Origin of the sequence: Caballeronia sp. LZ043 (assembly GCF_031451075.1) — a bacterium.
Lineage (GTDB): Bacteria > Pseudomonadota > Gammaproteobacteria > Burkholderiales > Burkholderiaceae > Caballeronia.
Genome location: NZ_JARUXT010000002.1, coordinates 569,425 through 594,799, shown reverse-complemented (window position 1 = coordinate 594,799; position 25,375 = coordinate 569,425). Strand labels below are relative to the sequence as shown.

Genomic DNA, 25,375 nt, shown 5'->3' with positions numbered 1-25,375 from the left:
TGTTCGTGCGGTGTGTTGCCTTTTACTGATAAGAATTTTTTATGCGGAGCGGATATCAGAGCGCGTCAGCGTTATCGTTCGCCAGTGCGCTGAGTTGCTCGAACAGCTTGCGGTTCAGCACGATGCCCGAGCGCTCGCTGGCCGCCGCAATCTCATGCCGCCGATAACCCGGCAGACGCACGTCGTCATCCGCGAGCATCAGTTCGATCAGCGTCTCGATGCGCTCCTGATAGACCCGCGAGCCCGCCAGCGCATCCGGATCGAGCAGCCAGAACAGATGGCCCACGCCCGAGCGCGGACCCTCTTCGGTCAGGAACGATCCCGCCTCCGAACCGAACTGCGCGCCCGACAACGCCGCCGCCAGCAGTTCCACCATCAGCGCCAGCACGGCGCCCTTCGCGCCGCCGAAGGGCAGCATCATGCCGCCGAGCGCGGCGTGAGCGTCGGTGGTCGGCGCGCCATCGGCGGTGGTGGCCCAGCCTTCCGGAATGGGCTTGCCGTCGCGGGCCGCGACCATGATCTTGCCGCGCGCCACCTGCGACAGCGAAAGGTCGATCATCAACGGCTCGGCCTGTGCACGCGGAAACACGGCGGCAATCGGATTGGTGCCGAGCAGCGCGCGCTTGCCGCCCCATACAGGCATGGAACCCGGCGCATTGCTGAACGCGAGACCGACGAGTCCCGCCTGCCCCACCGCTTCGAGGTGATACGCGCCCGCGCCGAAGTGATGACTGCGCGTGACGCTTGCCGTCGCCGTGCCGAAAGTGCGGGCGCGTTCGATGCCGGTCGCGATGGCAAGTGCGCAGGCATCGAAGGCGAGGCCATCGGCGGCGTCGACGAGAAACGCAGCGCCCCGGTCGCGCACGATGGACGGCACCGCCGCCGCATCCACGCGGCCGTTGCGCAGTTGCGCGAGGTACATCGGCAGGCGTGCGACGCCATGTGAGGACAGACCGCGCGCATCGGCATAGACGAGCGCCTTTGCCGTGGCTTCCGCAGCCGATGCGGTGGCGCCCGCCGCCAGCAAGGCGCGGCGCGCGAGTGCGTGCAGTGTGTCGGGAGCGAGCGTGATGTCTTCTGATGCGGTCATTTCTGCAGATCCTGCGCGGGTTCGATCAACATGCGCGTGTCCTCCTGGAGGGCCGCGCGCGGGTCCGCGAGTATCGCACGCGCGGTTTCGACATCGAACACGCCTTCCCAGCGCGCGACCACCAGCGTCGCCACCGCATTGCCGATCATGTTGACGAGCGCGCGGATCTCGTTGAGCACGCGATCGATCCCGATGATCAGCGTAATGCCCGCCACCGGAATGATGTTGTGCGAGGAGAGCGTAGCGGTCAGCGCGACCAGCGCCGCGCCCGCCACGCCCGCGCCGCCCTTCGACGTCAGCAGCAGGATCGCCAGCAAGCCGAGTTGCTGCATCAGCGAGAGATGCGTGTTGGTGGCCTGCGCGATGAACAGCGAGGTCATCGTCAGATAGATGGCGGCGCCGTCGAGGTTAAACGAATAGCCCGTGGGCAGCACGAGACCCACCACCGACTTCGGACAGCCGAGCCGTTCGAGCTTCTCCATCAGCCGCGGCAGCACGGATTCCGTCGTGGAGGTGCCCAGCACGATCAGCAATTCCTCGCGCAGATAGCGCAGCAGCGGCCACAGGCTCACGCCCGCCCAGCGGCACGCGGTGCCCAGCACGAGCACGACGAACAGGATGCTCGTCACGTAGAAGCACAGGATCAGCAGGCCGAGTTGCTGCAAGGTGCCGATGCCGTACTTGCCCACCGTGAACGCGATGGCGCCGAACGCGCCAAGCGGCGCCAGACGCATGATCATCTCGACGATGCGCATCAACGCATCGCCCAGTTGCTCGATCGCCTGCGCCAGGAACTTGCTGCGTTCGGCCATCAGCGAGAGCGCCACGCCGAACAGCACCGAAAACAGCAGCACCTGCAGCAGATCGCCGCGCGCGAACGCGCCGACCACCGAGTTCGGCACGAGTTCTTCGAGCAGGCTCTTGTGCTCGGCGGTGTGCACTTCCGTGACGAAGTGCGAGACCGCGCCGGGATCGAGCGTCTTCGGATCGATGTCGAGACCCGCGCCCGGATGCACCACGTTCGCGACCACGAGACCGATGACCAGTGCGATGGTCGTGACCACTTCGAAGTACAGGATGGTCTTGAAGCCGACGCGTCCCACCTGCTTGAGGCTCTCCATGCGCGCGATACCCACCGACACCGTGCAGAAGATCAGCAGCGTGATGAGCATCTTGATGAGGCGGATGAAGGTGTCGCCCAGCGGCTTGAACTGCACGCCGAGCGTCGGCGCGAAATAGCCGACGAGAATGCCGGCTGCCAGGCCGATCAGGACCTGGACATAGAGATGCTTGAGCACGCGCAAGATGGTGTCTCCTCCACTTGCTGTCAGATGACTTGCGATGCGCGCCGCCGCGGTCCGGGCCGTTTCTGTGACGGCTTGCCGGACCGCCGGGCGCATCGGGCGGGGACTTCTGTATGCCTCTGCAATCCTTGCTTCTGAAACTACCGCAACGTCATGCGCTTTCGAACAGACGCGTCAGCACGAACTCGCGATGACCGAGCGTCTCGGCTGCGGTCCAACGGCCGTTCGCGGTGGCAAGCATGCATTCAAGGAGCTTGTCGCCGGTCTGGTCGAGGTTCTGCTCGCGTTGCAGGATCCCGGAGACATCCACGTCGATGTGTTCACCCATCGTGCGTACCGTGCGGGGGTTCGCGCAGATCTTGATGACGGGCACGATGGCATTGCCGATCACGTTGCCTTGCCCCGTCGGGAAGAAATGCACCGCGAAGCCCGATGCCGCGCACAGCGTCACCATCTCCGCCGCCGCCGACGACGAATCCATGAACCACAGGCCCGAATGCGTCGGCTCTTCGGCCTTGTCGAGCACGCCGTCCACCATGCACTTCTTGCCGATCTTCTGGATGTTGCCGAGCGCCTTTTCTTCGATGGTCGTGAGCCCGCCCGCGATGTTGCCCTTGGTCGGCTGCGACTCGGAGAGGTCGTCGGTCTTCCAGCGGTTGATCATGTCCTGATAGCGGTCGAACATGAACTGGAAGCGCTCGCGCACGCCGTCATTCGCGCAGCGCGCCGCGACGATCTGCTCGCCGCCCGTCAGTTCCGAGGTCTCGCCGAACACCAGCGTATTGCCGAGGCCGTAGAGCTTGTCGAACGCATTGCCGACCGTGGGATTCGCGCCGCAGCCCGACGTCGTGTCGGATTCGCCGCACTTCGTGGAGACCCACAGTTCGCTGATCGGGCATTCCTCGCGTTCGAGCGCGGTGGCGTACTGGACCATTTCTTTCGCGGCCTTCGAGGCACGCATGATGGTGTCGTGATCGCCATGCAGTTCGATGCCGAAGCCCATCACCGGCTTGCCCGATTTCGCAATGCCGTCCACGACGCGCTTGGTCCAGCCTTCCTCGATGCCGATCACCACCACCGCCGCGACATTCGGATTGGAGCCCGCGCCGATCAGCGTGCGGAAGTGCAGGTCGAGGTCGGCGCCGAACTGGAGGCGGCCGTAGGGATGCGGAATGGCCATGGTGCCCTTGATGGCCGCTTCGACCGCCTGGGCGGCGGCATTGGACAGGTCGTCCACGGGCAGGATGATGACGTGGTTGCGCACGCCGACGCGGCCGTTGTCCCGGCGATAGCCGCGGAAAGTGGTATCCAGTTGAATCGCGCTCATGGTGTCTCTCTCTCGATGTGGGGTGAAGGGTCCGATGCAGCGCGACGGCTTACCAGCGCTTCGTCTTGATGTTGTGCACGTGCGCGTGCTCGCCCGCCGAGATGGGCGCGACCACCTTGCCGATGTCCACGCCGTACTTGAACACCGTGTCGCCCACTTTCATGTCCTTCAGCGCGACCTTGTGACCGATGGGAATGTCCTGCTTCGCGGGCACTGTGACGATCTCGTCCTCGTCCATGATCCACGCGTTCAACTGCGATCCGGCCTTGATGCCTTCGACCACCGCGACGCCCACCGTGTCCTTGGCTTCGTGCAGCACGATATGAATGGTCCTGCGCTCACCCGCTTCCGCCTGGGTTGCACTGCTTGCTCCCGCTGCTGCGTGACTCATGTGCTCCTCCTGTTGGTGATGTTCCGATGGCCTGCCCGGGATGCCCCGCGCCGTTCGTTGAGATGCATGGTAGGCGTCGATGTCATCCATGTCAACTAGGTCATCTATATGTGTTACATGTTTCTGGAGACGCGGGTTACAATACGCGGACAGTTCAGGAGAAGGTCGAGGGAGGCGCGATGAGCACGGTCATGGGCATGCCGGTCGGTCCGGGCGGTACGCGGTACAAGGAAGTCAAGGAAGCAATGCTGGCCGCGCTCACCGCACAGGAATGGAAAGGCGGCGAGGTGATTCCATCCGAGAAGAAGCTGGCGGAGCGCTTCGGCGTGTCGATCGGCACCTTGCGCAAGGCAATCGACGAGCTATGCGCCGAGAACATCCTGATCCGGCATCAAGGGCTGGGCACCTTCGTCGCGCAGCATCGGCGTGACCGGCATTTCTTCCGCTATTTCCGCGTGGCGCGGCGCGATGGCGACCGCGCCTATCCCGTGGTGACGCTGGTCAACTTCAAGCGCGCGAAGACGCCGCCGGCGGTGGCCGCGCGGCTGGGCATCGCCGAAGGGACGCGGCTGTTCGTGTTCACGAACGCGCTCGCGCTGCATGACAAGGTCGTGGTGGTGGACACGGTCATGCTGCCGGAAACCAAGTTCCCCGGCCTGACCGAAAGCATGTTGCGCGAACGGCCGAACACGCTCTACAACTTCTATCAGGATGCGTTCGGCATCAACGTGACCAGCACGGATGAACGCCTGCGGGTCGCACGCGCCAGCGAGCTGGAAGGCAAGCTGCTCGAACTCGAAGCGGGCGCGCCCGTGCTGGAAGTGGAGCGCGTGGCCTACTCGATCAACCAGAAGCCGGTCGAGTATCGGATCACGCACATCAACACGGACGAGTACGAGTATCTGGCGGGAGGGGCGAGGAATGGGGAGAGTTGATCGGACGGGGGCCCGTCACTTCTTCTTGACGAGCGTTCCGCCCAGATCCATCTCGAGGCGCACCACGTCGCCGCGATAGACGACATCGGCGTAATAGATCACCACGCCGTCACGGTCATTGAACACGCGCTCCACGCGCGCAATGGGCGATTCCGCCGGCACGCGCAACAGCCGCGCGGTTTCCGCGTCGGCGCTTCCGATCGTCAGGGTCTGATGCGCCTTCGCAATGGGACACGGCTTCAGATCCATCAGCAGCGGAATGACCGTTTGCGAGCGAAAGCGCTCGGGTGACTTGGAGAAAATGCGCTCGTCCAGATAGAGCGAGATGACGCAGTACGGCGCCCCCTCTGTGGAATGCACGCGCTTCATGTGCGTGTACGCGGGCGCGAGCGCGCCGAGCGAAGCGCCCACCGCCGGCGCGCGGCTGTTCTCATCCACCGTGAGCAGCTCCGGCGTGGTCGAACGGTACATCTCCGCGAGTTCCTGCAGGTTGGTCACGACCTGCACCGGCTTGATGGAGGGCGCTGCCGCCGACACGAACGTGCCGCGTCCGCGCTGCGGCGTCAGCGCGCCTTCGGTCATCAACATCTGCACGGCCTGCCGCGCGGTCACGCGCGCGACATCGAACTCGTCGGCGATCTGTTCGAGCGTCGGGATCAGTTGCCCCTGCTGCCAGACGCCGCGCGCGATGCGGTCGCGCAGCGCGTCGGCGATCTGAAGGTACAGCGGAATGGGACTGGCCAGCGAGGCACGTGTCATTGTCAGCATGTCTGGACTATAGAGTCCTCTACTATAGTGCCTCGGCAAGCGCGGGCGCCGCGATGCGTCCCTGCACGAGCGCCGCGCCCTTCTCGCCGATCATGATCGCGGCCGCGTTCGTATTGGTCGAGATCATGTTGGGCATCACCGACGCATCGATCACACGCAGCCGGTTCACGCCACGCACACGCAGTTCGGCATCGACGACTGACCGGTCGTCGGAACCCATGCGGCAGGTGCCAACCGGATGGAACACCGTGCCGCCCTTCTGCCGCGCGAACGCCTCCAGTTCCGCGTCGCCGCGCAGACCCGCGCCCGGCAGATGTTCCTCGCCGGTCACGAGCGAACGGAAGGTCGGCTGATCGTAGATCTCGCGCAAAATCTTCAACCCCGCCACGAGCGTCTTCACGTCCTTCGTCTCGCGCAGATAGTTTGCGTGGATGAGCGGCGGCGCGAACGGATCGCCGCTGCGCAAACCGACGGTGCCCGACGATTCCGGGCGGCATTGGGTCGCCGAAGCGGAGAATCCCGAGAAGCCGTGCAGCGGGTCGCCAGGCTTGTCGACCGAAAGCGGCATCACGTTGAACAGGACATCGGGACGGCCGCGTTCGGCATGCTCGGTCGCGACGAGCCCGCCCACCTGCCCCGCGCCGACCGTCAACGGGCCGCGCTTGCCGAATAACCACTGCGCGCCCATGCCCGCGAGCTTGAACGGATTGCGCACGTCGTCGTTCAGGGACATGCGGTGCTTGAGCTTGACGATGACGCGCGCCTGATAGTGATCGCGCAGATTGCGTCCGACTTCGGGCGCATGCACGCGCGCGCCGATGCCATGCTGCCGGAGCAGCGCCGCATCGCCGATACCCGACAGTTGCAGCAGTTGCGGCGATTGCAGCGCGCCCGCCGCGAGCAGCGTCTCCTGGCTCGCGCGCGCCTGATGCGCGACGCCGTCGAGCACATATTCGACGCCCACTGCATCGTCGCCTTCGAAGAGCACGCGCGTCACATGCACGCCCGTCTTCACGGTGAGATTCGGGCGCTGCCGGACCGGATGCAAAAACGCCGTCGCCGCGCTGCAGCGCCAATGTCCCGCGATGGTCAGTTGATACGGCCCGAGCCCGTCATCCTTCTCGCCGTTGAAGTCTTGCGTGCGCGAAAAGCCTGCTTCCTCGCCCGCACGCAGCCATGCGTCGCAGTAGGGATGATCGTTGCGCAGGTCCGAGACCCCCAGTTCGCCCGACGCGCCGTGATATACCGTCTCGCCGCCCGCGTACTTCTCCGAGCGCTTGAAGAATGGCAGCACGTCGCGATACGACCAGCCGTGTGCGCCGAGCGCGTCCCAGTCGTCATAATCGGCGCGCTGTCCACGGATATACAGCAAGCCGTTGATCGCGCTGGATCCGCCGAGCACGCGCCCGCGCGGCCAGACGATGGGCCGCATGCCCGTGGTGGCTTCCGGCTCGACTGCGAATTGCCAGGAAAAGCGCGTGTCGTAGATGCTGCGGAAGTAACCGACCGGCAGCTTCAGCCAGAAGTGACGGTCATGCCCGCCGGCCTCCAGCAGCAATACCCGGCACGCCGGATCCGCGGACAGCCGGTTGGCCAATACGCATCCCGCCGATCCCGCGCCGACGATCACATAGTCATAAGCGTCCTGTTTGTTCTGCATGGCGTGTCTCCTGTTGCTCTGATTGTGAACCGGTGGCCCTTGCGGGAAAGCCCGCATCGATACCGATTGCAAAATTCTAAAACATGGTAGTACTATAAACCATACTTTCTAACTTTAAAAATCATCAGGAGGCAGGCAATGACCGAAACGCGACGCGGAGCGTTTCCACGGCTGGATCCGCATGGCATCGAGCCGGTGAGCATCGCGCGGGTGGAAGCGTTCGTGTTTCGCGCCCCGATTGCGACGCCGGTGCGCACCTCCTTCGGCACGATGACGGACCGCCCCGCCGTGTTCGTGCGCATCACGGATTCGGACGGTGTTCAGGGTTTCGGCGAAGTCTGGTGCAATTTCCCGTCGGTGGGCGCGGAGCATCGGGCGCGTCTGGTGGAGTCCGTGTTCGCGCCGATGCTCGTCGAGCATCCGGTCGTGCATCCCGTCGATACCTTCCACATGCTCACGCAGCGCACCGAAGTCCTCGCGCTGCAATCCGGCGAGCCGGGACCGTTCGCGCAGGCCATCGCCGGCCTCGATCTGGCGCTGTGGGATCTGTGGGCCCGCAAGGCGCAGTTGCCGCTGTGGCGTCTGCTCGGCGGCGCATCCGGCGACATCGAGGTGTATGCCAGCGGCCTGAATCCGGTTGGCGCGGAAGCGCTGGTGCGCGAGAAAGCCGCTGAAGGTTATCGCTCGTTCAAGCTGAAGGTCGGTTTCGGGCGCGAGCGCGATCTGGGCAATCTGGCGCGCCTGCGCGAGATCATCGGCGAGCATTGCACGCTGCAAGTCGATGCCAACCAGGCATGGGACCTGCCTGCCGCGATCGAGATGGCGCATGCCTTTGCGCCGTTCGATCTGGGCTGGCTTGAAGAGCCGCTGCGCTGCAACCGTCCGGTGGCCGAATGGCGCGCGCTGCTCGAGCAATCGCCGGTGCCGATTGCAGGCGGCGAGAATCTCGCTGACGCGCAGAGCTTCGCGACGCACATCGAGCAACGCGCCTACGACGTCGTGCAGCCCGACGCCGCCAAGTGGGGCGGCGTTTCCGGCTGCTGGCCGGTGATCCAGGCGACGCGCGCGGCGGGCCTGCGCTACTGTCCGCACTATCTCGGCGGCGGCCTTGGGCTGCTGGCTTCGGCGCACCTGCTGGCGGCGGCGGGCGGCGACGGCATGCTCGAAGTCGACGCCAATCCCAATCCGTTGCGCACCTTGCTGTGCGGGCCGATTGCGCAGCCACACGACGGGCGCGTGGCGCTCGGCGAATCACCCGGCATCGGTTTCGTGCCGCCGCTCGACGAACTGGCGGCACAGTTCAAGCAAGCGTCATAAACAAACACATCAGACGTGGACAGACAGGAGACACAGGACATGGACAGGTTGGTCGTCAAATCGGCGCAGGACATTGAGCGCTTCGTGGATGCGCACCCTTCGGACAAGCGCACGCTCTTGCTCACGCTGGTCGCACTCGGCGGCATCTTCGTGGATGCCTACGACTTCGCGAGCCTGGGCGTCGGCATCGTGCAGTTGCGGCAGGCGTTCCATCTCACGCCGGCGGAAGTCGGCCTCATCACCGCGATCATGGCGCTGGGCGCGTGTCTGGGCGGAATCGTCGGCGGGCGTTACATCGACCGGATCGGGCGCTTCAAGATTCTCATCATCAACGTGGCGCTGCTGGTGGTGGCGGCCATCGGCGCGGCGCTCTCGACCAGCTTCGAAATGCTGCTGGCGTTCCGTCTGCTGATGGGCATCGGCGTCGGTCTCGACTTTCCGGTGGCGCTGTCGTATGTCGCCGAGATCGTCAACAAGAAGTCGAAGACGGCAAGCGTCGGCGCATGGCAGGTCATGTGGTACGTCGCGGCATCGTGCAGCGGTCTCGTTATCCTGCCATTCGACACCGCCATGTTCGGCGATCATCTGTGGCGCTTCGCGATTGGCTTCGGCGCGATTCCGGCGCTGATCATCCTGCTGGCGCGCTACTTCTTCGCCGATGAAAGCCCGCGCTGGGCCGCGCACAATCTGCCGCTGGACCAGGCCGCGAGGATTCTCGAGAAGACCTACAACATTCGCGTCGATCTGCAGCCGTCGGGCTTCGCGGAGAAACGCGAGGCGAAGCAGAGCCTGTCAGCGCTGTTCCAGGGCAAGTATCTGCCGCGCACCATTCTCGCTTCGGCCGTGTGCATCACGCAGGCCATCGAATACTTCTCGGTGGGCTTCAACATCCCGTCGATGTCGCAGGCCATCTTCGGCAACTCCATGGAAAACGCCATTCTCGGCGCCGTGTGCTTCAACGTGTTCGGCATCATCGGCGCGGCGCTCGGCGCGAAGTATTCGGGAAGAGTCGGCGTACGGCGCATGTCGATGCTCGGCTACTGCATCGTCGCGCTGAGCCTGCTCCTGTTCGGCACGATGCATGCGCATCTGAGCCCGTACGTCATGGCGCTGCTGCTCGCCACGATGATCTTCGGCCATTCGATCGGACCGGGACAGGGCATGACGCTCGCAACGCTCTCCTACCCAACCGAACTGCGCGGGCTCGGCTCCGGCTGGGGCCAGGGCATGGCGCGCGGCGGCAGCATCTTCGGCTTCTTCCTGTTTCCGATCATCATGGCGTCGGCGGGCATGGCCACTACGTTGCTGTACATCTCGGTGGTGCCGGTCATCGGGCTCGTGATCGCGCTGATGATCAACTGGGATCCGATCTACGAAGACACCCATGCGGCGCCCAAGGCAGTTTCGGCGTCGCGTACTTAAGGAGACATTCAGGCCATGGCAGCACACCAACCGAATCGCGCGTATTCCGACACGCTGCTTCACATTGGCGGCGCCTGGTGCACAGGCGGTCGCACGCGGCCGGTCGTCAATCCGGCGACGGAGGACATCATCGGCAGCGTCGTGCTCGCGGAAGAGCGGGAACTGGAGGACGCGGTGCGCGCGGCGCAGCACGGCTTCGCAGTCTGGCGCAAGACCGCCGCGTTCGAACGCAGCAAGCTGATGCGCCAGGCCGCGCACAACGTGCGGTCGCGGGCGGAAGCCATCGCCGTGGCGATGACGATGGAGCAAGGCAAGCCGCTCGCGGAAGCGCGTCTGGAGACGCTCGCCGCCGCTGACACCATCGAGTGGTTCGCGGAAGAAGCGCGCCGCACCTACGGCCGCGTGATCCCGGCGCGCGCCGGCGGCGTCACGCAGATCGTCACGCGCGAGCCGGTGGGCATCGTCGCCGCCTTCACGCCGTGGAATTTCCCGCTCAACCAGGCGGTGCGCAAGGTATCGGCGGCGCTGGCGGCGGGTTGCTCGATCATCCTCAAGGGACCCGAGGAAACGCCCGCGAGCTGCGCGGCGCTGGTGCAGGCTTTTGTCGATGCCGGTTTGCCCGAAGGCGTTCTCAATCTCGTCTTCGGCGTGCCGGCGGACGTGTCGAGCTATCTGATCGCCCATCCCGCGGTCGCGAAGATTTCGTTCACGGGGTCGACGCAGGTCGGCAAGTTGCTTGCGTCGATGGCGGGTCAGCACATGAAGCGCGCGACGATGGAACTGGGCGGTCATGCGCCGGCCATCGTCTTCGCCGACGCCGACCTGCCGCGCGCGGCGAAGCTGCTCGCCGCCGCCAAGTTCCGCAACGCCGGACAGGTGTGCATTTCGCCGACGCGCTTTCTCGTCGAAGAGAAGGCATGCGAGGCGTTCACGCAGCATTTCGTCGCGGCAGCGCGTGCGCTCGAAACCGGCGACGGTCTGCATGAAGGCGTCCAGATGGGACCGCTCGCGAATGCGCGGCGCGTCGAAGCAATGGAGCGGCTGGTAGCCGATGCCCTTGCCCACGGCGCGAAGCTGGCGCTCGGCGGACATCGTCCGGAGAGGCGCGGCTTTTTCTTCGAGCCGACCGTGCTGACCGGCGTGCCGCTCGCGGCGCGTGTGATGAACGAGGAACCGTTCGGTCCCATCGCGCCGATCGTCTCGTTCCGCACCTGCGATGAAGTCATCGCGGAAGCGAACCGCCTGCCCGTGGGGCTGGCGGCGTATGCTTACAGCGGCGCGGCCGGCACGCTCGCCGCGCTGTCGCGTGATATCGAAAGCGGCATGATCTCGCTGAACCATCACGGACTCGGCCTGCCGGAAACGCCGTTCGGCGGCGTGAAGGAATCCGGCTACGGGTCGGAAGGCGGCACCGAAGCGATGGAAGCGTATCTCGTCACGAAGTTCGTATCGCAGATGGCTTAGTGGAAAGGGACGCTTTGAAGCGGAGGCTTCTCAGTCCAGGCGATCCGCTCGCGCCAGATGTCTGGCGTGAGCCTGCCGGATCGCGGCCTCGAAATCGGGCTCGGTGGCGAGGTGCCGATGGTTCACGCTGACGAGCCAGCCCTCACTGGAACGGCACCAGCGAATGCGGCCTTCCTGACAGGCCAGACAGAACCAGCGCCATAGCTCGGCGTCGTCCCGATTCGCGCGTCTGGCCGCTTCGGTCCGCACTCCGTCTTCGCGCTGCTGCATCAAGGTCGGCACGTCCGCGCCCTCTTCGACACACGATATTGGCGCGCTTCATCGAGCGGCGAAACGCGCAGTTTCCTTGCGGCGACACCTGGCGTGCCGGGTGTCGCCGCCCTTCATCAGAACCGCTGCCGCATCCCGATGACAAAGCCCGTCTGGTCATACCCCGCCGCAACGGTCTTGTAACCGCCCACGCCGAGCGCCGAATTGCCTTCGTTATGCGCATATCCGGCGGTGGCGTAGATATCCGTGCGCTTGGACAGCACGTAGTCCGCGCGCAGCACGAGCAGCCACGGATCCGCATCCGAAGAATTCACATCCTGCAGATAGCCCGCCGCGCTGACGAAGAACGCCGGTGTCACGGCGTAGCGGCCGCCCAGCCAGTACATGTTCGCCGAGCTTGCATCGGAGCCGTTCGCCAGCGCAATCGGGCTCGCGGGCAGGAACTGGCGCGACGCCTGCAAGTATCGATAGCCCGCGAACGCCTTCAGCGCACCGATCTCATAGCTCAGCGCGGCCGTCGCGCGCCGCTCGCGGGCCGTGTTGGTCGTCACCGTATTGCTGTTGCGCTGCTCGTACGACACGCTGGCGCCCAGCGGTCCCGCGCCATAGGTCAGCGAACCGCCGAAGTAGCGCCCCGTCAGTTGCGCGCCGGGGACTTCGGCGCCGTAGCCGGTGTCGTAGCGCGTGCTGTACATGGCCGCCGCCTTGAACGCGCCGAAGCTGCCGAGATACTTCACCGAGTTGTCCGCGCGCGCCGACATCGCGTAGTCCACCGACAGCGCCGAATAGCGCGACGACACCGCCATCGGATCGAAGGCGATGGCCTGGTCGTACAGCAGCGTGTTCTGGCGGCCCAGCGTCACGCGCTGTCCTTTCATCGCGATGCCGACCCACGCCTGCCGGCCGAACAGCCGCGTCGTGGTCGCGGCGTTCGCGCCGATACCCTTGGTGGATTGTGCCGTTGCGCCGTCGTTGATGTTGAAGCCGTCTTCGAGCGTGAACACGGCCTTGACGCCGCCGCCGAGATCCTCGACGCCCTTCAGCCCCCAGCGCGATCCCGACGAATTGCCGGACACCACGCGCGTCTGCGCGCCGCCCGCCGACGTGTTGTTGACGTGTTCCACGCCTGCATCGACGATCCCGTACAGCGTCACGCTGCTCTGCGCATGCGCGCCTGCGGCGCAGAGCAGCGCGCCTGTCATTGCCGTGATGCGCAGCGCCCCCGTGGGTCGTCGATTGTTCGTTGTGGTGTGCATCCAGGTGTCTCCGTTGTGGTCGTTGGCAAGAGTGCGCCTCGCCGCGGCGCGGGACCGGGCGGGCAAAGGGAAGTCATCGGGAGATGACGAGACGAGACGGCGCGCACACCGGTTCGGGAACCGGCGCGGGTCGTTCGAATGGCGATGGAATATCCGTCCCGATGCGCAACGCATCGGGCGGCAAGGGCCGGCGCCGCCTCATGACGCGGCGGCGCGGCCCGGAGAGGTCAGCTCGTCGTGCGCAATTGCGCCGTCTGCTGACGCTGCCTGCGCTCACGGTGCATGGCGCGCATGCCGAGCCACACCTGCACGAGAATCAGCACGGCGCTGATGCCCATGAACACCGCGCTGATCGGATGCTCGACAAACACCAGCAGGTCGCCGCGCGAGAGCAGCAGCGCGCGGCGGAAGTTCTCTTCCACCATCGGTCCGAGCACATAGCCGAGCAGGATCGGCGCCACCGGGAACTTGAGCGACGCGAAGATCGCGCCCGCAACGCCGAACACCAGCACCTCGCCGATCTCGAACAGGCTGTTGTTGGTGCTGTACACGCCGATCGCAATGAAGAACAGCGCAGCCGGATACAGGAAGCGATACGGCACGCGCAGCAGACGCACCCACACGCCGATCAGCGGCACATTCAGGATCACCAGCAGCACGTTGCCGATCCAGAAGCTCGCGATGAGCCCCCAGAACAGATCGGCATGTTCGGTGATGAGACGCGGGCCCGGCTGGATGCCGTGAATCAGCAGCGCGCCGAGGATCAGCGCCATGGTGGCGTCGCCGGGAATGCCGAGACTCATGGTCGGGATGAAGTCGACCTGCGTCTTCGAATGCGCGGCCGCTTCGGGACTTGCGACGCCCGCGATCATCCCCGTGCCGAACTTCTCCGGATTGCGCGATACCTTGCGCTCCAGCGTATAGGCGATGAAGGTCGTGATGGTCGGGCCGGTGCCGGGCATCGCGCCGAACAGCGTGCCGATGAACGTGCCGCGCAGCAGCGGGAAGAACGCCTCGCGCAACTCCGCGCGGCTTGGCCGCATGTCGCGCAAACGGATGCGGGTCTTGCCGCCCACCGCCTGGATGCGGTTCACGCTGCGCAGGAACTCCGCCACGCCGAAGATGCCCAGTGCGAGCGCCACCAGCTCCACCTTGTCCGACAGCTCCACCATGCCGAAGGTAAAGCGCGAGATGCCGGTGTTGACATCGGTGCCGGCCACGCCCACCAGCAGTCCGACGGACGTCATCGCCACGCCCTTGAGCGCCGAGCCGCGGCTCATCGTGGCGCCGGCCAGCAGGCCGAGCAGCATGATCGCGAAGATCTCGGTCGGGCCGAACTTGAAGGCCATCTGCACGAGCAGCGGCGAAGCGAAGATCATCACGATGATGCCGAACGACGCCGCGAAGAACGACGCCACCATCGTGATGCCAAGCGCGGTCCCGCCGCGGCCCTGCTTGGCGAGCGGATAACCGTCGAGACAGGTGACGGCATGCGGCGGATGGCACGGCAGGTTCAGCAGGATTGCGCCGATTGCGCCGCCATACTGCGAGCCGTAGAAGATGCCGGCCAGCATCAGCACGGCGGGCACCGGGCCCATCGAATAGGTGAGCGGCAGAAGAATGGAAATGGCCGAGAGCGCGCCCATGCCGGGCAACACGCCGATCAGGTTGCCGACCAGCACGCCGACAAACGACCACATCAGGTTGTGCATCTCCAGCGCGACGCCGAAGCCATGCCACAGATCAGCTAGCGATTGTCCGATCATGGCTCAACTCCACTGGAACAGCGGCAGTTGCACTTGCAGCAACCACCAGAACACCACGACCGCGACCACGCACATGGCGGCCGCGAGCAGGAAGGCATCGCGCAGGTTGTTCTTGCGGTCGCCGAGCGCGGCGATGAACACCGTCGCGAAAGTGGCGGGCACGAGGCCGCCGTGATTGCCGAGCACGATGAACGCAACGATGCCGAGCAGAATGCAGATCCAGCCGCGCCATTCGGGCTTCTGCCTGTCGCCGGCCGGTTCGACGGCCACGCTGGTCAGCGCGATGCCCAGCCCCGACAGCGCCATGATCGCGCCGACCGCCACCGGGAAAAAGCCCGGCCCCATTTCGCGCAGGCTGCCGATGTCGTAGCTCGAGCCTTTGAAGATCGCGCCCAGGCCGAGCAGAATCATCAGCCCGCCCGCGTAATAGTCGCGTCGCTGCGTCGACGCTGCCGGATGCTGTTCAACCACGTCTGTCTCCTTTCATGTCCGTCTGTGCCGACGGCATTGCGCGCCGTGCGCGCCCGCTGGCTATCGATCAGGAACGCGGCTGGCGCGTCCCGATCGATGCCGGTTTCGCGCAGCTCTCAGGCAGCGTCGAAGAACTTCATGGCGAGGCCGCCGTGCGCCGCGGCTGCGCCCGCGCACAGTGCCGCCGACAGCAGGATGGCTTCGCTCATTTCTTCCTTCGTCATGCCCGCGGCCTTGCCCTTCTTCGCGTGCGATTCGATGCAGTACGGGCAGCCCGTGGCGTGCGCGACGGCAATGGCGATCAGCTCGCGGTACTTCAGCGGAATCGCACCGTCTTCGCGGCCGACGATGTTGTTCAGGTTCGCCCACGCCTTGAACTCCTCCGGCGCGGCCTTGGCCATGCCCATGCGGTGCGCGCTGTCTTCCTTGTCGTAGTAATGGGATGTCATCTCGATGCTCCTGGTTTCTTATGGTGAAGGGATTGTGCGATTCAGGTCACGCTGCGGTGAGCCGCGATCACGATGACTGATTATCTACAAATTAGATGAACATGCAATAGATTATTCCGATAGTGGCTAATCACCGGAAGTTGGGATATCGTTCGGTCATCGTCGAACCAACCGAGTGGCCCTGATGCTTCGTGACCCGCACGCCGAAACTTCCTCAACTTCCACCGCGGACGCCTTCCTGAGCGGGCTGCGCGAGATCGTCGGCCCGCAGGGCGTCGTCACTGAAGCCGCTGACCTCGAACGTTACGAGCGCGACTGGCGCGGCAATTTCCCGGGCCGCGCGCGCGCCGTGGTGCGTCCGTCGACGACCGGACAGGTCGCGGCGGTCGTGCGTTTGTGTGCGGCCGAGCGCGTGCCGGTGGTGCCGCAGGGCGGCAATACGGGGCTGGCGGGCGGATCGTCGCCGGACGAGTCGGGCCGCGAAGTGGTGTTGAGCCTTACGCGCATGAACCGCGTGCGCAGCGTGTCGCTGGAAGATCACGCGATGATCGTCGAGGCCGGCTGCATCCTGCAGAACGTGCAGGAAGAAGCGGCGCGTCACAACCGGCTGTTTCCGCTGTCGCTGGCGGCCGAGGGCAGCGCGACCATCGGCGGGAATCTGGCGAGCAATGCCGGCGGCGAACAGGTGCTGCGCTACGGCAATGCGCGCGATCTCACGCTGGGCCTCGAAGTCGTCCTGCCCGACGGCCGCATCTGGAACGGCCTCTCGCCGCTGCGCAAGGACAACACGGGCTACGACCTCAAGCATCTTTTCATCGGCAGCGAAGGCACGCTCGGCGTCATCACGGCGGCGTCGCTGAAGCTGTTTCCGCTGCCGCGCCAGCAGGCCACCGCATGGCTCGGGCTCGACACGCCGCAACAGGCCATCGACGTGCTGGTGCTGCTGCGCGAAACGCTCGGCGATTGCGTGACCTCCTTCGAACTGATCGGCAGCAAGACGCTGGAACAGGTGCTCGCGCATATCGTGAACACGCGCGCGCCGCTGACGGAGGCAACGCCCTGGTCGGTGCTCGTCGAGGTCTCGGAAGCCGCGCGCGACGCGCAACTGGCCGAACGCTTCGAAGCCGCGCTCGGCGATGCCTTCGAACGCGGCCTCGTGCGCGACGTGATGATCGCGCAGTCGTCGGAACAGGCGCATGCGCTGTGGCATATCCGCGATCACGTGCCGGAGGCGCAGCGCCGCGACGGCCCGTCGATCAAGCACGACCTGTCGGTGCCGATCTCGCAGATTCCGCGCTTCATCGAGGAAACCGGCGCCGCGCTCGAAGCGGCGTTTCCCGGCATCCGCCTGATCACCTTCGGTCATGTCGGCGACGGCAACCTGCACTACAACCAGAGCAAGCCCGCCGGCCAGAGCGACGCCGACTTTCGCGCGCAGATCGAACGGGTGCATGAGATCGTGCATGAACAGGTCGCGAAGATGAGCGGCTCGATCTCGGCGGAACACGGCATCGGCCGCCTCAAGCAGGACGCGTTGATGCACTACAAGGACCCGGTCGCCCTCGACCTGATGACGCGCGTGAAGCGCGCCTTCGACCCCGACACTCTGTTCAATCCGGGCCGCATGCTGCCCGCCGACAAAAAGTAAAAGGAGATATCCATGAGCGTTTCCGTATTCGACATGCTTGCGCTGCAACATCTGTGGAGCAGCGAAAAGCTGCGGCAAATCTATTCGGAGGAACAGCGCATCCAGAAGTGGCTCGACTTCGAAGCCGCGCTCGCCAATGCGCAGGCGGCGCTGGGCATCATTCCGAAGGCGGCGGCGCAGGCCATCACGGAGAACGCGAAGGTCGAGAAGATCGACATTCCGCTGATGGCGAGCGAGATCCGCCGCATCAAGCATTCGCTCGTGCCGCTGCTCAAACAGTTGCAGGCCCACGCCGGCAAGGAAGGCGAATGGGTGCATTACGGCGCGACCACGCAGGACGTGCTCGATACCGGCACGATCCTGCAACTGAAGGACGCGCACCAGGTGTTCATGCACGAGTTGCGCGCCATCGGCCGGGAACTGGCGCGTCTCGCGAAGCAGCATCGCGATACGGTGATGGTCGGCCGCACGCACGGCGTCCAGGCGCTGCCCATCACCTTCGGCCACAAATGTGCAATCTGGCTCGACGAAGTGTCGCGCCACTATCAGCGCATGGAGGAATGCGAGAAGCGCGTGTTCGTCGGCATGCTGATCGGCGCCGTGGGCACGCAGGCCTCGCTCGGACCGCAGGCGCGCGAAGTGGAAACGCGCACGCTCGAAGCCCTCGGCCTCGCCGTGCCGACCATCAGCTGGGGCCCGTCGCGCGACCGCGTCACCGAATACGCGAACCTGCTGGCGATGATCGGCGCGACGATGTCGAAGATCGGCAACGAGCTGTTCAACATGCAGCGCAACGAGTTCGGCGAAGTGGAAGAACAGTTCTCCGACGGCAAGCTGGCCTCCTCCACGATGCCGCACAAGCGCAATCCGACCGCCGCCGAGAACATCGCCGGGCTGTCGCGCGCGCTGCGCTACAACGCAGCGATGATGACCGAGGCGATGGTGCAGGAGCACGAGCGCGACGGCATCGCGTGGAAGACCGAATGGAAGGCGCTGCCGGAATGCTGCCTGATCTCCGGCGCGCTGCTGGAACAGACCACGAAGCTGCTGGCCGGCCTGCGTGTCGATGCGGACGCGATGTCGCACAATCTCGACAAGATGCGCGGCTATTTGCTGACCGAGCGCGTGATGATCGAGCTGGGCGAGCGCGTCGGCAAGCAGACGGCGCACCATTGGCTGTATGAAGCGTCGATGCACGGCATCGCCAACAAGCTCGATTTCGCCGATGCCATGCGCACCCACGAAGGCCTCGCGAAGGTGCTCGACGAGAACGACATCGTGCGCCTGACCGATCCGGCCGGCTATCTCGGCCAGACCGGCGCGAGCATCGACCGGACGCTCGCCGCTCAGGAAGCGGCGGGCTGGATGAACGACTGACTCCACCTTTTTTCGGCATGAAACTCGAAGACATCAATGCATTCGTGGCGGTGGTCCGCTACGAATCCGTCACCGGCGCCGCGGAGGCGCTGCTGACGCGCCAGCCGCTCATCAGCCGGCGCGTGCAGAACCTCGAGCGCGATCTCGGCGTGGAACTGCTCGACCGCCATACCAAGCCGCCCCGGCCCACGCCGCTCGGCCGCCGCGTGTATGAGCGCTGCGAGGCGGTGCTGCGCGAAGTGGCGTCGATCGACGATCTGGTGCGGGGCGACTCGCCGCCGGGCGGAACGCTGCGCGTCGGGGTGTCGGAGGTGATTGCCGAACTCGCGCTGCTCGACGCCATGCCCCGGCAGATGGAAGAGACGCCGGGGCTGTCCATCCAGATTTCGTCGGGCTGGAGCACGGACGTGATCGCGCGCCTCAAGGCCGATGAACTCGACGGCGCCATCGTCGTGTTGCCGGGCTCGACCCAGTTCGACCCGGGCCTGAGCGCCACGCGCCTGGGCGAGCTGCACATGGTGGTGGTGGCGCGCAAGGGCGCGATGCCGGCGCACACGCTGCATCTCGCCGATCTCGGCGGCATGGGCTGGGTGCTGAACCCCGAAGGCTGCGGCTTCCGCGACGGCCTCTTCAGCGCGTTCCGCGAGCGCGGCATGCCGTTGCAGGTGAACGTGGGCGCGTTCGGCGCGGAGCAGAAGCTGGGACTCGTCGCGCATGGCGTGGGCCTCGGCTTCGTGCCGGACTGCATGCTGGCCGCGAGCGCCTATGCGGACGATCTCGAAGCCGTCGATCTCGACGACTTCTCGCCGCGTCCGTGCATCTGGCGCGTCGTGCCGGCGCATGCGGAGCGCTCGGCCGCGCAGGTCGAACGTTTCGGCGATGCCGTGGTGCAGGCGCTCGAAAAGCTCGCTGCGGACACCGCGCCAACGCTCCCGCGCCGTCCGGCTCGTTCCAGCGCCGTGCGCGCGCGCAGCGGCGCCGAGCCGCGCAAATAAATCCAGGGGCTGTGCAGAAAAGCGGCGTGCGTGCCGGTCGCGCGCCGCTCTGACAAAACTAACCGGAAGGAGACGACTCGCATGAAACTCACCCGCCTGCTCGGCGCAATCGGCCTCGCCTGTTGCGCGATCCTGCCGGTCACCAGCCACGCCGACGATAGCTATCCGACGCAAACCATCCGCCTCGTGGTCGGCTTTCCGCCGGGCGGCGGCGGCGACCTCTACGGCCGCGCGCTCGCGGCGGCGCTCGCCCCGATCCTGCATCAGACCGTGATCGTCGACAACCGGCCCGGCGCGGGCGGCATCATCGCGGCGGAGACGGTCGCGCACGCGAAGCCGGACGGCTACACGCTGCTGCTCGCGATGAGCGGCAACCTCGCGACCGCGCCCGCCATCCGCAAGCGGCTGCCGTACAAGGTGCCCGAGAGCTTCGCGCCCATCGCGCTGGTGGCCGAGGCGCCGCAGGGGCTGATGGTGTCGGCGAAATCGAAATACCACACGCTCGCCGATTTCATCAGCGCGGCCAAGGGCGGCAAGCTGAGCTATGCATCGACGGGCACCGGCTCCGCCGCGCAGCTCGGCATGGAAATGTTCAAGCAGGCCGCGGGCGTGGACGTGCTGCACGTGCCGTACAAGGGCTCGGGCCCGGCGATCAACGACCTGATCAGCGGCCGCGTCGATGCGTTCTTCGCCACCTATCCGCCGCTCGCCGGCCAGATCAAGGGCGGCCAGTTGCGCCTGCTGGCGAGCACGGCCGAGAAGCGCAACGCGCAGATGCCGGACGTGCCGACGATGAAGGAAGCCGGCGTCAACATGACGCTGACCCAGTGGTACGGCCTCGCGGCGCCTGCGGGCACGCCCGCGCCGGTCGTCGCGAAGCTCGAACAGGCGACCATGCAGGCCCTCGCCGCGCCGACGGTCAAGGAACTGTTCGACCGCGAAGGCGTGGTTCCGGGCACGCTCACCGGCGACGCGTTCTCGAAGTACATCGTCGAGGACATCGGCCGCTATCGGCAGACCGTGCAGAAGGGGCACATGCAGTTGTTGCAATGACGCGGCGCGCTTGCGGTGCAGGCCATCGATAACAACGGAGACAAGCATGCGTTCAACCCGAAATGCGAAGAACGAGGTTCCGGCGCGTCTGCTGCGCGCTGTGTCGGCCTGTGTGCTGGGCCTGGGCATCGGCGTGGCGGCCATGCCTGCGGCGCACGCAGGCGGCTATCCGGACGGCCCGATCAAGCTGCTGGTCGGCTTTCCGCCGGGCGGCGGCGGCGATACGTACGCGCGCATCGTCGCCACGGCGCTCTCGAAGAGTCTCGACAATCCCGTCGTGGTCGAGAACCGTCCCGGCGCGGGCGGCGACATCGCGGCGGATATCGTCGCTCACGCGAAGCCCGACGGCTACACGCTGCTGCTCGCGATGAGCGGCAACTTTTCGGTCGCGCCGGTGGTGCATCCGGACCTGCGCTACAAGGTGCCGGGCAGCTTCGCGCCCATTTCGATGGTGGTCGAAACGCCCTTCGGCCTGATGGTCAGCGCGAAGTCGAAATACAAGACGATCCAGGACTACGTGGCCGCGGCCAAGGGCGGCAAGCTCACTTACGCGTCCACCGGCACGGGCGGCGCGGCGCAATCGACGATGGAGATTTTCAAGAAGAAGGCGGGCCTCGACATCCTCAACGTGCCCTTCACCGGCTCGGGCCCGGCGACCACCGCGCTGCTCGGCGGCCAGGTGGACAGCTTCTTCGCGCCTTATACGCCGCTCGCCGGGCAACTGACCGACGACGGCATGCGCCTGCTCGCGACCAGCGGCGCGCAGCGCAATCCCGCTTATCCGGACGTGCCGACCTTCCGCGAACTCGGCTGGGCCGTGGGCACGACGCAATGGTACGGCGTCGCCGCACCGGCCGGCACGCCGCCCGACGTGGTCGAGAAGCTGAACCAGAACATCCAGCAGATTCTCAAGCAGCCCGACGTCGCGAAGCAACTGACGATGAACGGCGCGGTGCTGACCAACACCTCGGGCGACGCCTTCGCGAAGTTCATCGAAAGCGATATCGCGGATTACCGCGCCGTGGTCAAGCCGTTCAATCATTGAGCGCGCCGCGAGCGAGACCTTCAACCTCATTCTCTCAAGCAACAGGAACCCCATGCGCTTCGACACGCTGATTTCCCCCGAACAACTCGCCGCGCTGCTCGCCGATGGTTCGGCCAACGTGCTGGTCTGCGATTGCAGCTTCGACCTGACCAACCCGGACGCGGGTCTCGCGAGCTATCGCGATGCGCACGTGCCGGGCGCGGTGCATCTGCATCTGGAAAGCGAACTGAGCGGCCCGAAGACCGGCCAGAATGGCCGTCATCCGCTGCCGTCCGTCGAGGCCTTCGCCGCCGCGATGGCGCGCGCCGGCGCGAACGACGCCACGCAGATCGTCTGCTACGACAGCGCGGGCGGCATGTACGCGGCGCGTCTGTGGTGGCTGGCGCGCTGGGCCGGTCATCGCGATGTCGCGGTGCTCGACGGCGGCCTGCCTGCCTGGCGCGGCGCGGGTCACGCAGTGGAAAGCGGCGAGCGCACGGCGTCCGCGCCGGGCAGCTTCACGGTCCGCACGCCGCTCGTCACGACGGTCGATTTCGACGCCGTGCGCGCCAATATCGACAGCGGTGAGCGCGTGGTGCTCGACGCCCGCGCGGCCGACCGCTATCGCGGCGAGAACGAAACGCTCGATGCCGTGGGCGGCCATATTCCGAACGCGCGCAACCGCTTCTTCCGCGACAACCTCGACGCCGGCGGCCGCTTCAAGCCGGCGGATACGCTGCGTGAGGAGATCGGCGCGATTGCCGGCACGACCGACGGCGCGGTGTTGATCGGCCAGTGCGGTTCCGGCGTGACCGCCTGTCACAACCTGCTGGCGATGGAGATCGCGGGCATTCGCGGCGCGGCGCTCTACCCGGGCTCGTGGAGCGAGTGGAGTTCGCGCCAGGGCGCGCCGGTCGCTACCGGCGCACAGGCGTAACCAGCGCGCGGCCGCGATGAAGATCGCCATCCTCGACGACCATCAGGACGCCGTCCGCAAGCTCGACTGCTTCCGGCTGCTCGACGGTCACGATGTCCAGGTGTTGCACGACACCATCAAGGACCTCGACACGCTGGCCGCGCGCATCGCCGATGCAGAAGTGCTGGTGCTGATCCGCGAACGCACGCCGGTGCCGCGCGCACTGCTGGAGCAGCTGCCGAACCTGCGCTTCATCGCGCAGACCGGCAAGGCGAGCGCGCAAATCGACCTGGACGCGGCGACGGAGTTCGGCATTCCCGTGACCGAGAGCCGCTTCTCCGGCGTCGCCACGGCGGAACTCGTGTGGGGGCTGATTCTCGCGGCGGCGCGGCGCATTCCGCAATACGCGGCGAACCTGAAGGCGGGCGTCTGGCAGCGCAGCGGCCTTGAAGACGATGCGACGCCTTACGGCCACGGTCTCGGCGTCGCGCTGGAGCATCGCACGCTCGGCATCTGGGGTTATGGGCGCATCGGCCGGCGTCTGGCGCAGTACGCGACGGCCTTCGGCATGCGCGTGCTGGTGTGGAGCCGGCCGGAGTCGCTCGCGCTCGCGGCGGAACACGGTCATGAACTTGCCGCCGACGCGCACGACCTCTTCACCCGTTCCGACGTGCTGACCTTGCAGGTGCGCCAGAACGACGCCACGCGCGGCACGGTCACGCTGGATCATCTGCTGGCGATGAAGCCCGACGCGCTCTTCGTCAACACGAGCCGCGCGGGCCTGGTGCAGCCGGGCGCGCTCGCCGAAGCGCTGGCGCGCGGGCGGCCGGGCCTTGCCGCACTCGATGTCTTCGACGAGGAACCCGCGCTGCGCGATGCCTTCGTGCAGATGCCCAACGTCGTCTGCACGCCGCATCTCGGCTATGTGCAGAAAGAAAACTACGAAACGCTCTTCGATGCGGCGTTTCGCGACGTGCTCGCCTGGCAGGCCGGGACGCCGCGCAACCTCGTCAATCCGGCGGCATTCGGACGACGGCACTGAACCGCCGGCCGCCATCCAGTCACAGCATTCCACGGAGACCCTCATGAGCGAAGCTTCGAGCGCCCGCTACCCTCTCACACGCGAACTTGCCGAGACCTGTCTCGCACGCGCCCGCGACCCGCTGCCGGCTGAAGTCATCGAGATAGCGAAGCACTCGCTGCTCGACTGGCTTGGCACGCTGACTTCCGGCTGGGCGGATCCTTCGGTGGGCATGCTCGAAGCCGAGATTCGCGCGGAAGAAGCCGCGCCGCGCGCGACGCTGCTCGGCAGCGGCGCGCGGACCAGCGTGCGCAACGCGGCGCTGGTCAACGGCATGGCTTCGCACGTGCTCGATTTCGACGACGTGCATCTCGGTTCGCGCGTGCATCCGTCGGTGCCGCTGTGGTCGGCGATTCTCGCGATCGGCGAACGCGACGGCCTGCCCGGTCAGCGCGCGCTCGCCGCCTTCGTCGCGGGCGTGGAGATGCAGAGCCGCATCGCACTCGTGATGGGCGAGGAACACTACAAGCGCGGCTGGCACAACACCGCGACCTTCGGCATGTTCGGCGCGGCGCTCGCCAGCGCGACGCTGCTCGATCTCACGCCCGCGCAGACGCAGCACGCGCTGGGCATTGCCGCGACGCAATCGGCCGGGCTGCGCGCGGCGTTCGGCACCATGTGCAAGCCGCTGCATGCGGGCCACGCGGCCGCGAGCGGCGTGCTCGCCGCGAGTCTCGCGAAGCGCGGCTTCACCAGCCAGACCGACATGCTCGAATGCGAGGCCGGTTTCATCGAGCTGTACGCCAGCGCGCGCGACCACGACGCGATTGCACGCGCGCTCGCCAACGCGCCGGACTATCAGGCGCGCACGATTCTGTTCAAGTACAACGCGTCGTGCTACGGCACGCAGGGTTCGATCGAAGCGTCCAAGCTGTTGAGAGAACAACTGGGCGCGCGCCTCGACGACATCGAGCGCATCGAGATCCGCGTCGAGCCGCAATATCTCTCGGTGTGCTGCATTCCATCGCCGACGAACGGACTCGAAGCGAAGTTCAGCATCGCGCAGATGGTTGCGCTGACGCTGGCGGGCTGGAGCACCGTCGATGCCGCATCGTACGGCCCCGCCGCGCTCGACGACGCGCAGGTCGGCCGGCTGCGCCGGCTCGTGACGATCACGCCCAATCCGCAGCAGCCGCGCGCGAGCGCCGATGTCGCGATCGTGCTGAAGGACGGCACGCGCCTCGAACAGCACATCAACACGAGCCGCCCCGAACAGGATCTCGCCCGACAGGAACGCAACCTGAGCGCGAAGGCCGGTTCGCTGCTGGGCGAGCGGCTGGAGGCGGCACAGGTGGACGGCATCGTGAAGAGCGTGCTGGGCTTCGAAAAGGTCGGGAACGTCGGCGACTTCATCGCGCGCTTCGCCCAGGCGCTACGCAAGGATTGAGCAC

At 66.2% G+C, this 25,375-nt stretch carries 23 protein-coding genes; 12 read left to right on the top strand and 11 right to left on the bottom strand.

The features are described 5' to 3' along the window. Positions 1-55 precede the first annotated feature (55 nt). The 4 genes from QCE64_RS16125 to QCE64_RS16110 all read right to left on the bottom strand — a co-directional run bounded on the left by QCE64_RS16125 (position 56) and on the right by QCE64_RS16110 (position 4,040). Positions 56-1,090: an Ldh family oxidoreductase gene (locus QCE64_RS16125; protein ID WP_309921092.1), complete on the bottom strand. Its 1,035-nt coding sequence runs from the start codon at positions 1,088-1,090 to the stop codon at positions 56-58. Next, positions 1,087-2,394, bottom strand: a complete 1,308-nt coding sequence (dctA, locus tag QCE64_RS16120) for a C4-dicarboxylate transporter DctA (protein ID WP_404987384.1) — start codon at positions 2,392-2,394, stop codon at positions 1,087-1,089. Before dctA ends, QCE64_RS16125 begins: the two co-directional genes overlap by 4 nt. Before the next feature lie 151 nt (positions 2,395-2,545). After that, complete coding sequence (locus tag QCE64_RS16115; RefSeq protein WP_309921090.1) at positions 2,546-3,721, bottom strand: UxaA family hydrolase; 1,176 nt, start codon at positions 3,719-3,721, stop codon at positions 2,546-2,548. A 49-nt stretch (positions 3,722-3,770) separates the two neighbouring features. Then, a complete protein-coding gene (locus QCE64_RS16110; protein ID WP_310005790.1) occupies positions 3,771-4,040 on the bottom strand; it encodes a UxaA family hydrolase in 270 nt (89 codons plus the stop codon). A gap of 251 nt (positions 4,041-4,291) precedes the next feature. Between QCE64_RS16110 and QCE64_RS16105 the strand changes: the two genes are divergently transcribed. Continuing rightward, positions 4,292-5,047, top strand: a complete 756-nt coding sequence (locus QCE64_RS16105) for a GntR family transcriptional regulator (protein WP_309921086.1) — start codon at positions 4,292-4,294, stop codon at positions 5,045-5,047. Between the two features lie 15 nt (positions 5,048-5,062). On the opposite strand, the gene QCE64_RS16100 is transcribed toward QCE64_RS16105, so the two are convergent. Together QCE64_RS16100 and QCE64_RS16095 are read right to left on the bottom strand one after the other, a co-directional pair. Beyond that, a complete protein-coding gene (locus tag QCE64_RS16100; RefSeq protein ID WP_310004787.1) occupies positions 5,063-5,815 on the bottom strand; it encodes a GntR family transcriptional regulator in 753 nt (250 codons plus the stop codon). A gap of 22 nt (positions 5,816-5,837) precedes the next feature. Further along, the gene (locus QCE64_RS16095; protein ID WP_310004785.1) at positions 5,838-7,475 is read right to left on the bottom strand and encodes a GMC family oxidoreductase N-terminal domain-containing protein; all 1,638 of its coding nucleotides are present in this window, start codon (positions 7,473-7,475) and stop codon (positions 5,838-5,840) included. Positions 7,476-7,613: 138 nt separating this feature from the next. Between QCE64_RS16095 and QCE64_RS16090 the strand changes: the two genes are divergently transcribed. The 3 genes from QCE64_RS16090 to QCE64_RS16080 are packed head-to-tail and all read left to right on the top strand — an operon-like array spanning position 7,614 to position 11,678. Continuing rightward, positions 7,614-8,792 (top strand): mandelate racemase/muconate lactonizing enzyme family protein, encoded by a 1,179-nt coding sequence (locus QCE64_RS16090; protein WP_310004783.1) that lies wholly within the window; start codon positions 7,614-7,616, stop codon positions 8,790-8,792. Positions 8,793-8,831: 39 nt separating this feature from the next. Continuing rightward, entirely contained in the window at positions 8,832-10,214 is a 1,383-nt protein-coding gene (locus tag QCE64_RS16085) for an MFS transporter (protein WP_309921076.1), read from the top strand. 15 nt (positions 10,215-10,229) lie between these two features. Beyond that, the gene (locus QCE64_RS16080) at positions 10,230-11,678 is read left to right on the top strand and encodes an NAD-dependent succinate-semialdehyde dehydrogenase (RefSeq protein ID WP_310004781.1); all 1,449 of its coding nucleotides are present in this window, start codon (positions 10,230-10,232) and stop codon (positions 11,676-11,678) included. 30 nt (positions 11,679-11,708) lie between these two features. On the opposite strand, the gene QCE64_RS16075 is transcribed toward QCE64_RS16080, so the two are convergent. The 5 genes from QCE64_RS16075 to QCE64_RS16055 form a co-directional block, all read right to left on the bottom strand. After that, positions 11,709-11,960 (bottom strand): hypothetical protein, encoded by a 252-nt coding sequence (locus QCE64_RS16075; RefSeq protein WP_310004779.1) that lies wholly within the window; start codon positions 11,958-11,960, stop codon positions 11,709-11,711. A gap of 104 nt (positions 11,961-12,064) precedes the next feature. Further along, positions 12,065-13,204, bottom strand: coding sequence for a porin (locus tag QCE64_RS16070; RefSeq protein WP_404987383.1), 1,140 nt, complete (start codon positions 13,202-13,204; stop codon positions 12,065-12,067). A gap of 227 nt (positions 13,205-13,431) precedes the next feature. Next, a complete protein-coding gene (locus tag QCE64_RS16065) occupies positions 13,432-14,970 on the bottom strand; it encodes a tripartite tricarboxylate transporter permease (RefSeq protein ID WP_309921063.1) in 1,539 nt (512 codons plus the stop codon). A gap of 3 nt (positions 14,971-14,973) precedes the next feature. Next, complete coding sequence (locus QCE64_RS16060; protein WP_309922877.1) at positions 14,974-15,381, bottom strand: tripartite tricarboxylate transporter TctB family protein; 408 nt, start codon at positions 15,379-15,381, stop codon at positions 14,974-14,976. Between the two features lie 176 nt (positions 15,382-15,557). Beyond that, on the bottom strand, positions 15,558-15,890 hold the full coding sequence (locus QCE64_RS16055; RefSeq protein WP_309791174.1) for a carboxymuconolactone decarboxylase family protein: 333 nt from the start codon (positions 15,888-15,890) through the stop codon (positions 15,558-15,560). A gap of 184 nt (positions 15,891-16,074) precedes the next feature. On the opposite strand from QCE64_RS16055, the gene QCE64_RS16050 reads away from it, so the two are divergent. From QCE64_RS16050 to QCE64_RS16015, 8 genes are all read left to right on the top strand, one after another. Further along, positions 16,075-17,538, top strand: coding sequence for an FAD-binding oxidoreductase (locus QCE64_RS16050; protein ID WP_310004777.1), 1,464 nt, complete (start codon positions 16,075-16,077; stop codon positions 17,536-17,538). A 12-nt stretch (positions 17,539-17,550) separates the two neighbouring features. After that, on the top strand, positions 17,551-18,915 hold the full coding sequence (purB, locus tag QCE64_RS16045) for an adenylosuccinate lyase (protein WP_309791170.1): 1,365 nt from the start codon (positions 17,551-17,553) through the stop codon (positions 18,913-18,915). Positions 18,916-18,932: 17 nt separating this feature from the next. Next, positions 18,933-19,910, top strand: a complete 978-nt coding sequence (locus QCE64_RS16040) for a LysR family transcriptional regulator (protein WP_309921058.1) — start codon at positions 18,933-18,935, stop codon at positions 19,908-19,910. 81 nt (positions 19,911-19,991) lie between these two features. Further along, positions 19,992-20,963: a tripartite tricarboxylate transporter substrate binding protein gene (locus QCE64_RS16035; protein ID WP_309921056.1), complete on the top strand. Its 972-nt coding sequence runs from the start codon at positions 19,992-19,994 to the stop codon at positions 20,961-20,963. Positions 20,964-21,009: 46 nt separating this feature from the next. Then, a complete protein-coding gene (locus QCE64_RS16030) occupies positions 21,010-22,008 on the top strand; it encodes a tripartite tricarboxylate transporter substrate binding protein (protein WP_310004774.1) in 999 nt (332 codons plus the stop codon). Between the two features lie 52 nt (positions 22,009-22,060). Then, positions 22,061-22,924 carry a sulfurtransferase gene (locus QCE64_RS16025; RefSeq protein WP_310004772.1) on the top strand — a complete coding sequence of 288 codons (864 nt, stop codon included), beginning with the start codon at positions 22,061-22,063 and terminating at the stop codon, positions 22,922-22,924. 16 nt (positions 22,925-22,940) lie between these two features. Continuing rightward, a complete protein-coding gene (locus tag QCE64_RS16020) occupies positions 22,941-23,945 on the top strand; it encodes a D-2-hydroxyacid dehydrogenase family protein (RefSeq protein ID WP_310004769.1) in 1,005 nt (334 codons plus the stop codon). Between the two features lie 43 nt (positions 23,946-23,988). Beyond that, positions 23,989-25,371: an MmgE/PrpD family protein gene (locus tag QCE64_RS16015; protein ID WP_310004766.1), complete on the top strand. Its 1,383-nt coding sequence runs from the start codon at positions 23,989-23,991 to the stop codon at positions 25,369-25,371. Positions 25,372-25,375 lie beyond the last annotated feature (4 nt).

Excerpts from the sequence above, each read along its gene's own strand:
- QCE64_RS16125 (WP_309921092.1), bottom strand. The coding sequence starts at position 1,090 with ATGACCGCATCAGAAGACATCACGCTCGCTCCCGACACACTGCACGCA.
- QCE64_RS16115 (WP_309921090.1), bottom strand. The coding sequence starts at position 3,721 with ATGAGCGCGATTCAACTGGATACCACTTTCCGCGGCTATCGCCGGGAC.
- QCE64_RS16105 (WP_309921086.1), top strand. The coding sequence starts at position 4,292 with ATGAGCACGGTCATGGGCATGCCGGTCGGTCCGGGCGGTACGCGGTAC.
- QCE64_RS16100 (WP_310004787.1), bottom strand. The coding sequence starts at position 5,815 with ATGCTGACAATGACACGTGCCTCGCTGGCCAGTCCCATTCCGCTGTAC.
- QCE64_RS16095 (WP_310004785.1), bottom strand. The coding sequence starts at position 7,475 with ATGCAGAACAAACAGGACGCTTATGACTATGTGATCGTCGGCGCGGGA.
- QCE64_RS16090 (WP_310004783.1), top strand. The coding sequence starts at position 7,614 with ATGACCGAAACGCGACGCGGAGCGTTTCCACGGCTGGATCCGCATGGC.
- QCE64_RS16085 (WP_309921076.1), top strand. The coding sequence starts at position 8,832 with ATGGACAGGTTGGTCGTCAAATCGGCGCAGGACATTGAGCGCTTCGTG.
- QCE64_RS16080 (WP_310004781.1), top strand. The coding sequence starts at position 10,230 with ATGGCAGCACACCAACCGAATCGCGCGTATTCCGACACGCTGCTTCAC.
- QCE64_RS16070 (WP_404987383.1), bottom strand. The coding sequence starts at position 13,204 with ATGCACACCACAACGAACAATCGACGACCCACGGGGGCGCTGCGCATC.
- QCE64_RS16065 (WP_309921063.1), bottom strand. The coding sequence starts at position 14,970 with ATGATCGGACAATCGCTAGCTGATCTGTGGCATGGCTTCGGCGTCGCG.
- QCE64_RS16060 (WP_309922877.1), bottom strand. The coding sequence starts at position 15,381 with ATGATTCTGCTCGGCCTGGGCGCGATCTTCAAAGGCTCGAGCTACGAC.
- QCE64_RS16055 (WP_309791174.1), bottom strand. The coding sequence starts at position 15,890 with ATGACATCCCATTACTACGACAAGGAAGACAGCGCGCACCGCATGGGC.
- QCE64_RS16050 (WP_310004777.1), top strand. The coding sequence starts at position 16,075 with ATGCTTCGTGACCCGCACGCCGAAACTTCCTCAACTTCCACCGCGGAC.
- purB (WP_309791170.1), top strand. The coding sequence starts at position 17,551 with ATGAGCGTTTCCGTATTCGACATGCTTGCGCTGCAACATCTGTGGAGC.
- QCE64_RS16040 (WP_309921058.1), top strand. The coding sequence starts at position 18,933 with ATGAAACTCGAAGACATCAATGCATTCGTGGCGGTGGTCCGCTACGAA.
- QCE64_RS16035 (WP_309921056.1), top strand. The coding sequence starts at position 19,992 with ATGAAACTCACCCGCCTGCTCGGCGCAATCGGCCTCGCCTGTTGCGCG.
- QCE64_RS16030 (WP_310004774.1), top strand. The coding sequence starts at position 21,010 with ATGCGTTCAACCCGAAATGCGAAGAACGAGGTTCCGGCGCGTCTGCTG.
- QCE64_RS16025 (WP_310004772.1), top strand. The coding sequence starts at position 22,061 with ATGCGCTTCGACACGCTGATTTCCCCCGAACAACTCGCCGCGCTGCTC.
- QCE64_RS16020 (WP_310004769.1), top strand. The coding sequence starts at position 22,941 with ATGAAGATCGCCATCCTCGACGACCATCAGGACGCCGTCCGCAAGCTC.
- QCE64_RS16015 (WP_310004766.1), top strand. The coding sequence starts at position 23,989 with ATGAGCGAAGCTTCGAGCGCCCGCTACCCTCTCACACGCGAACTTGCC.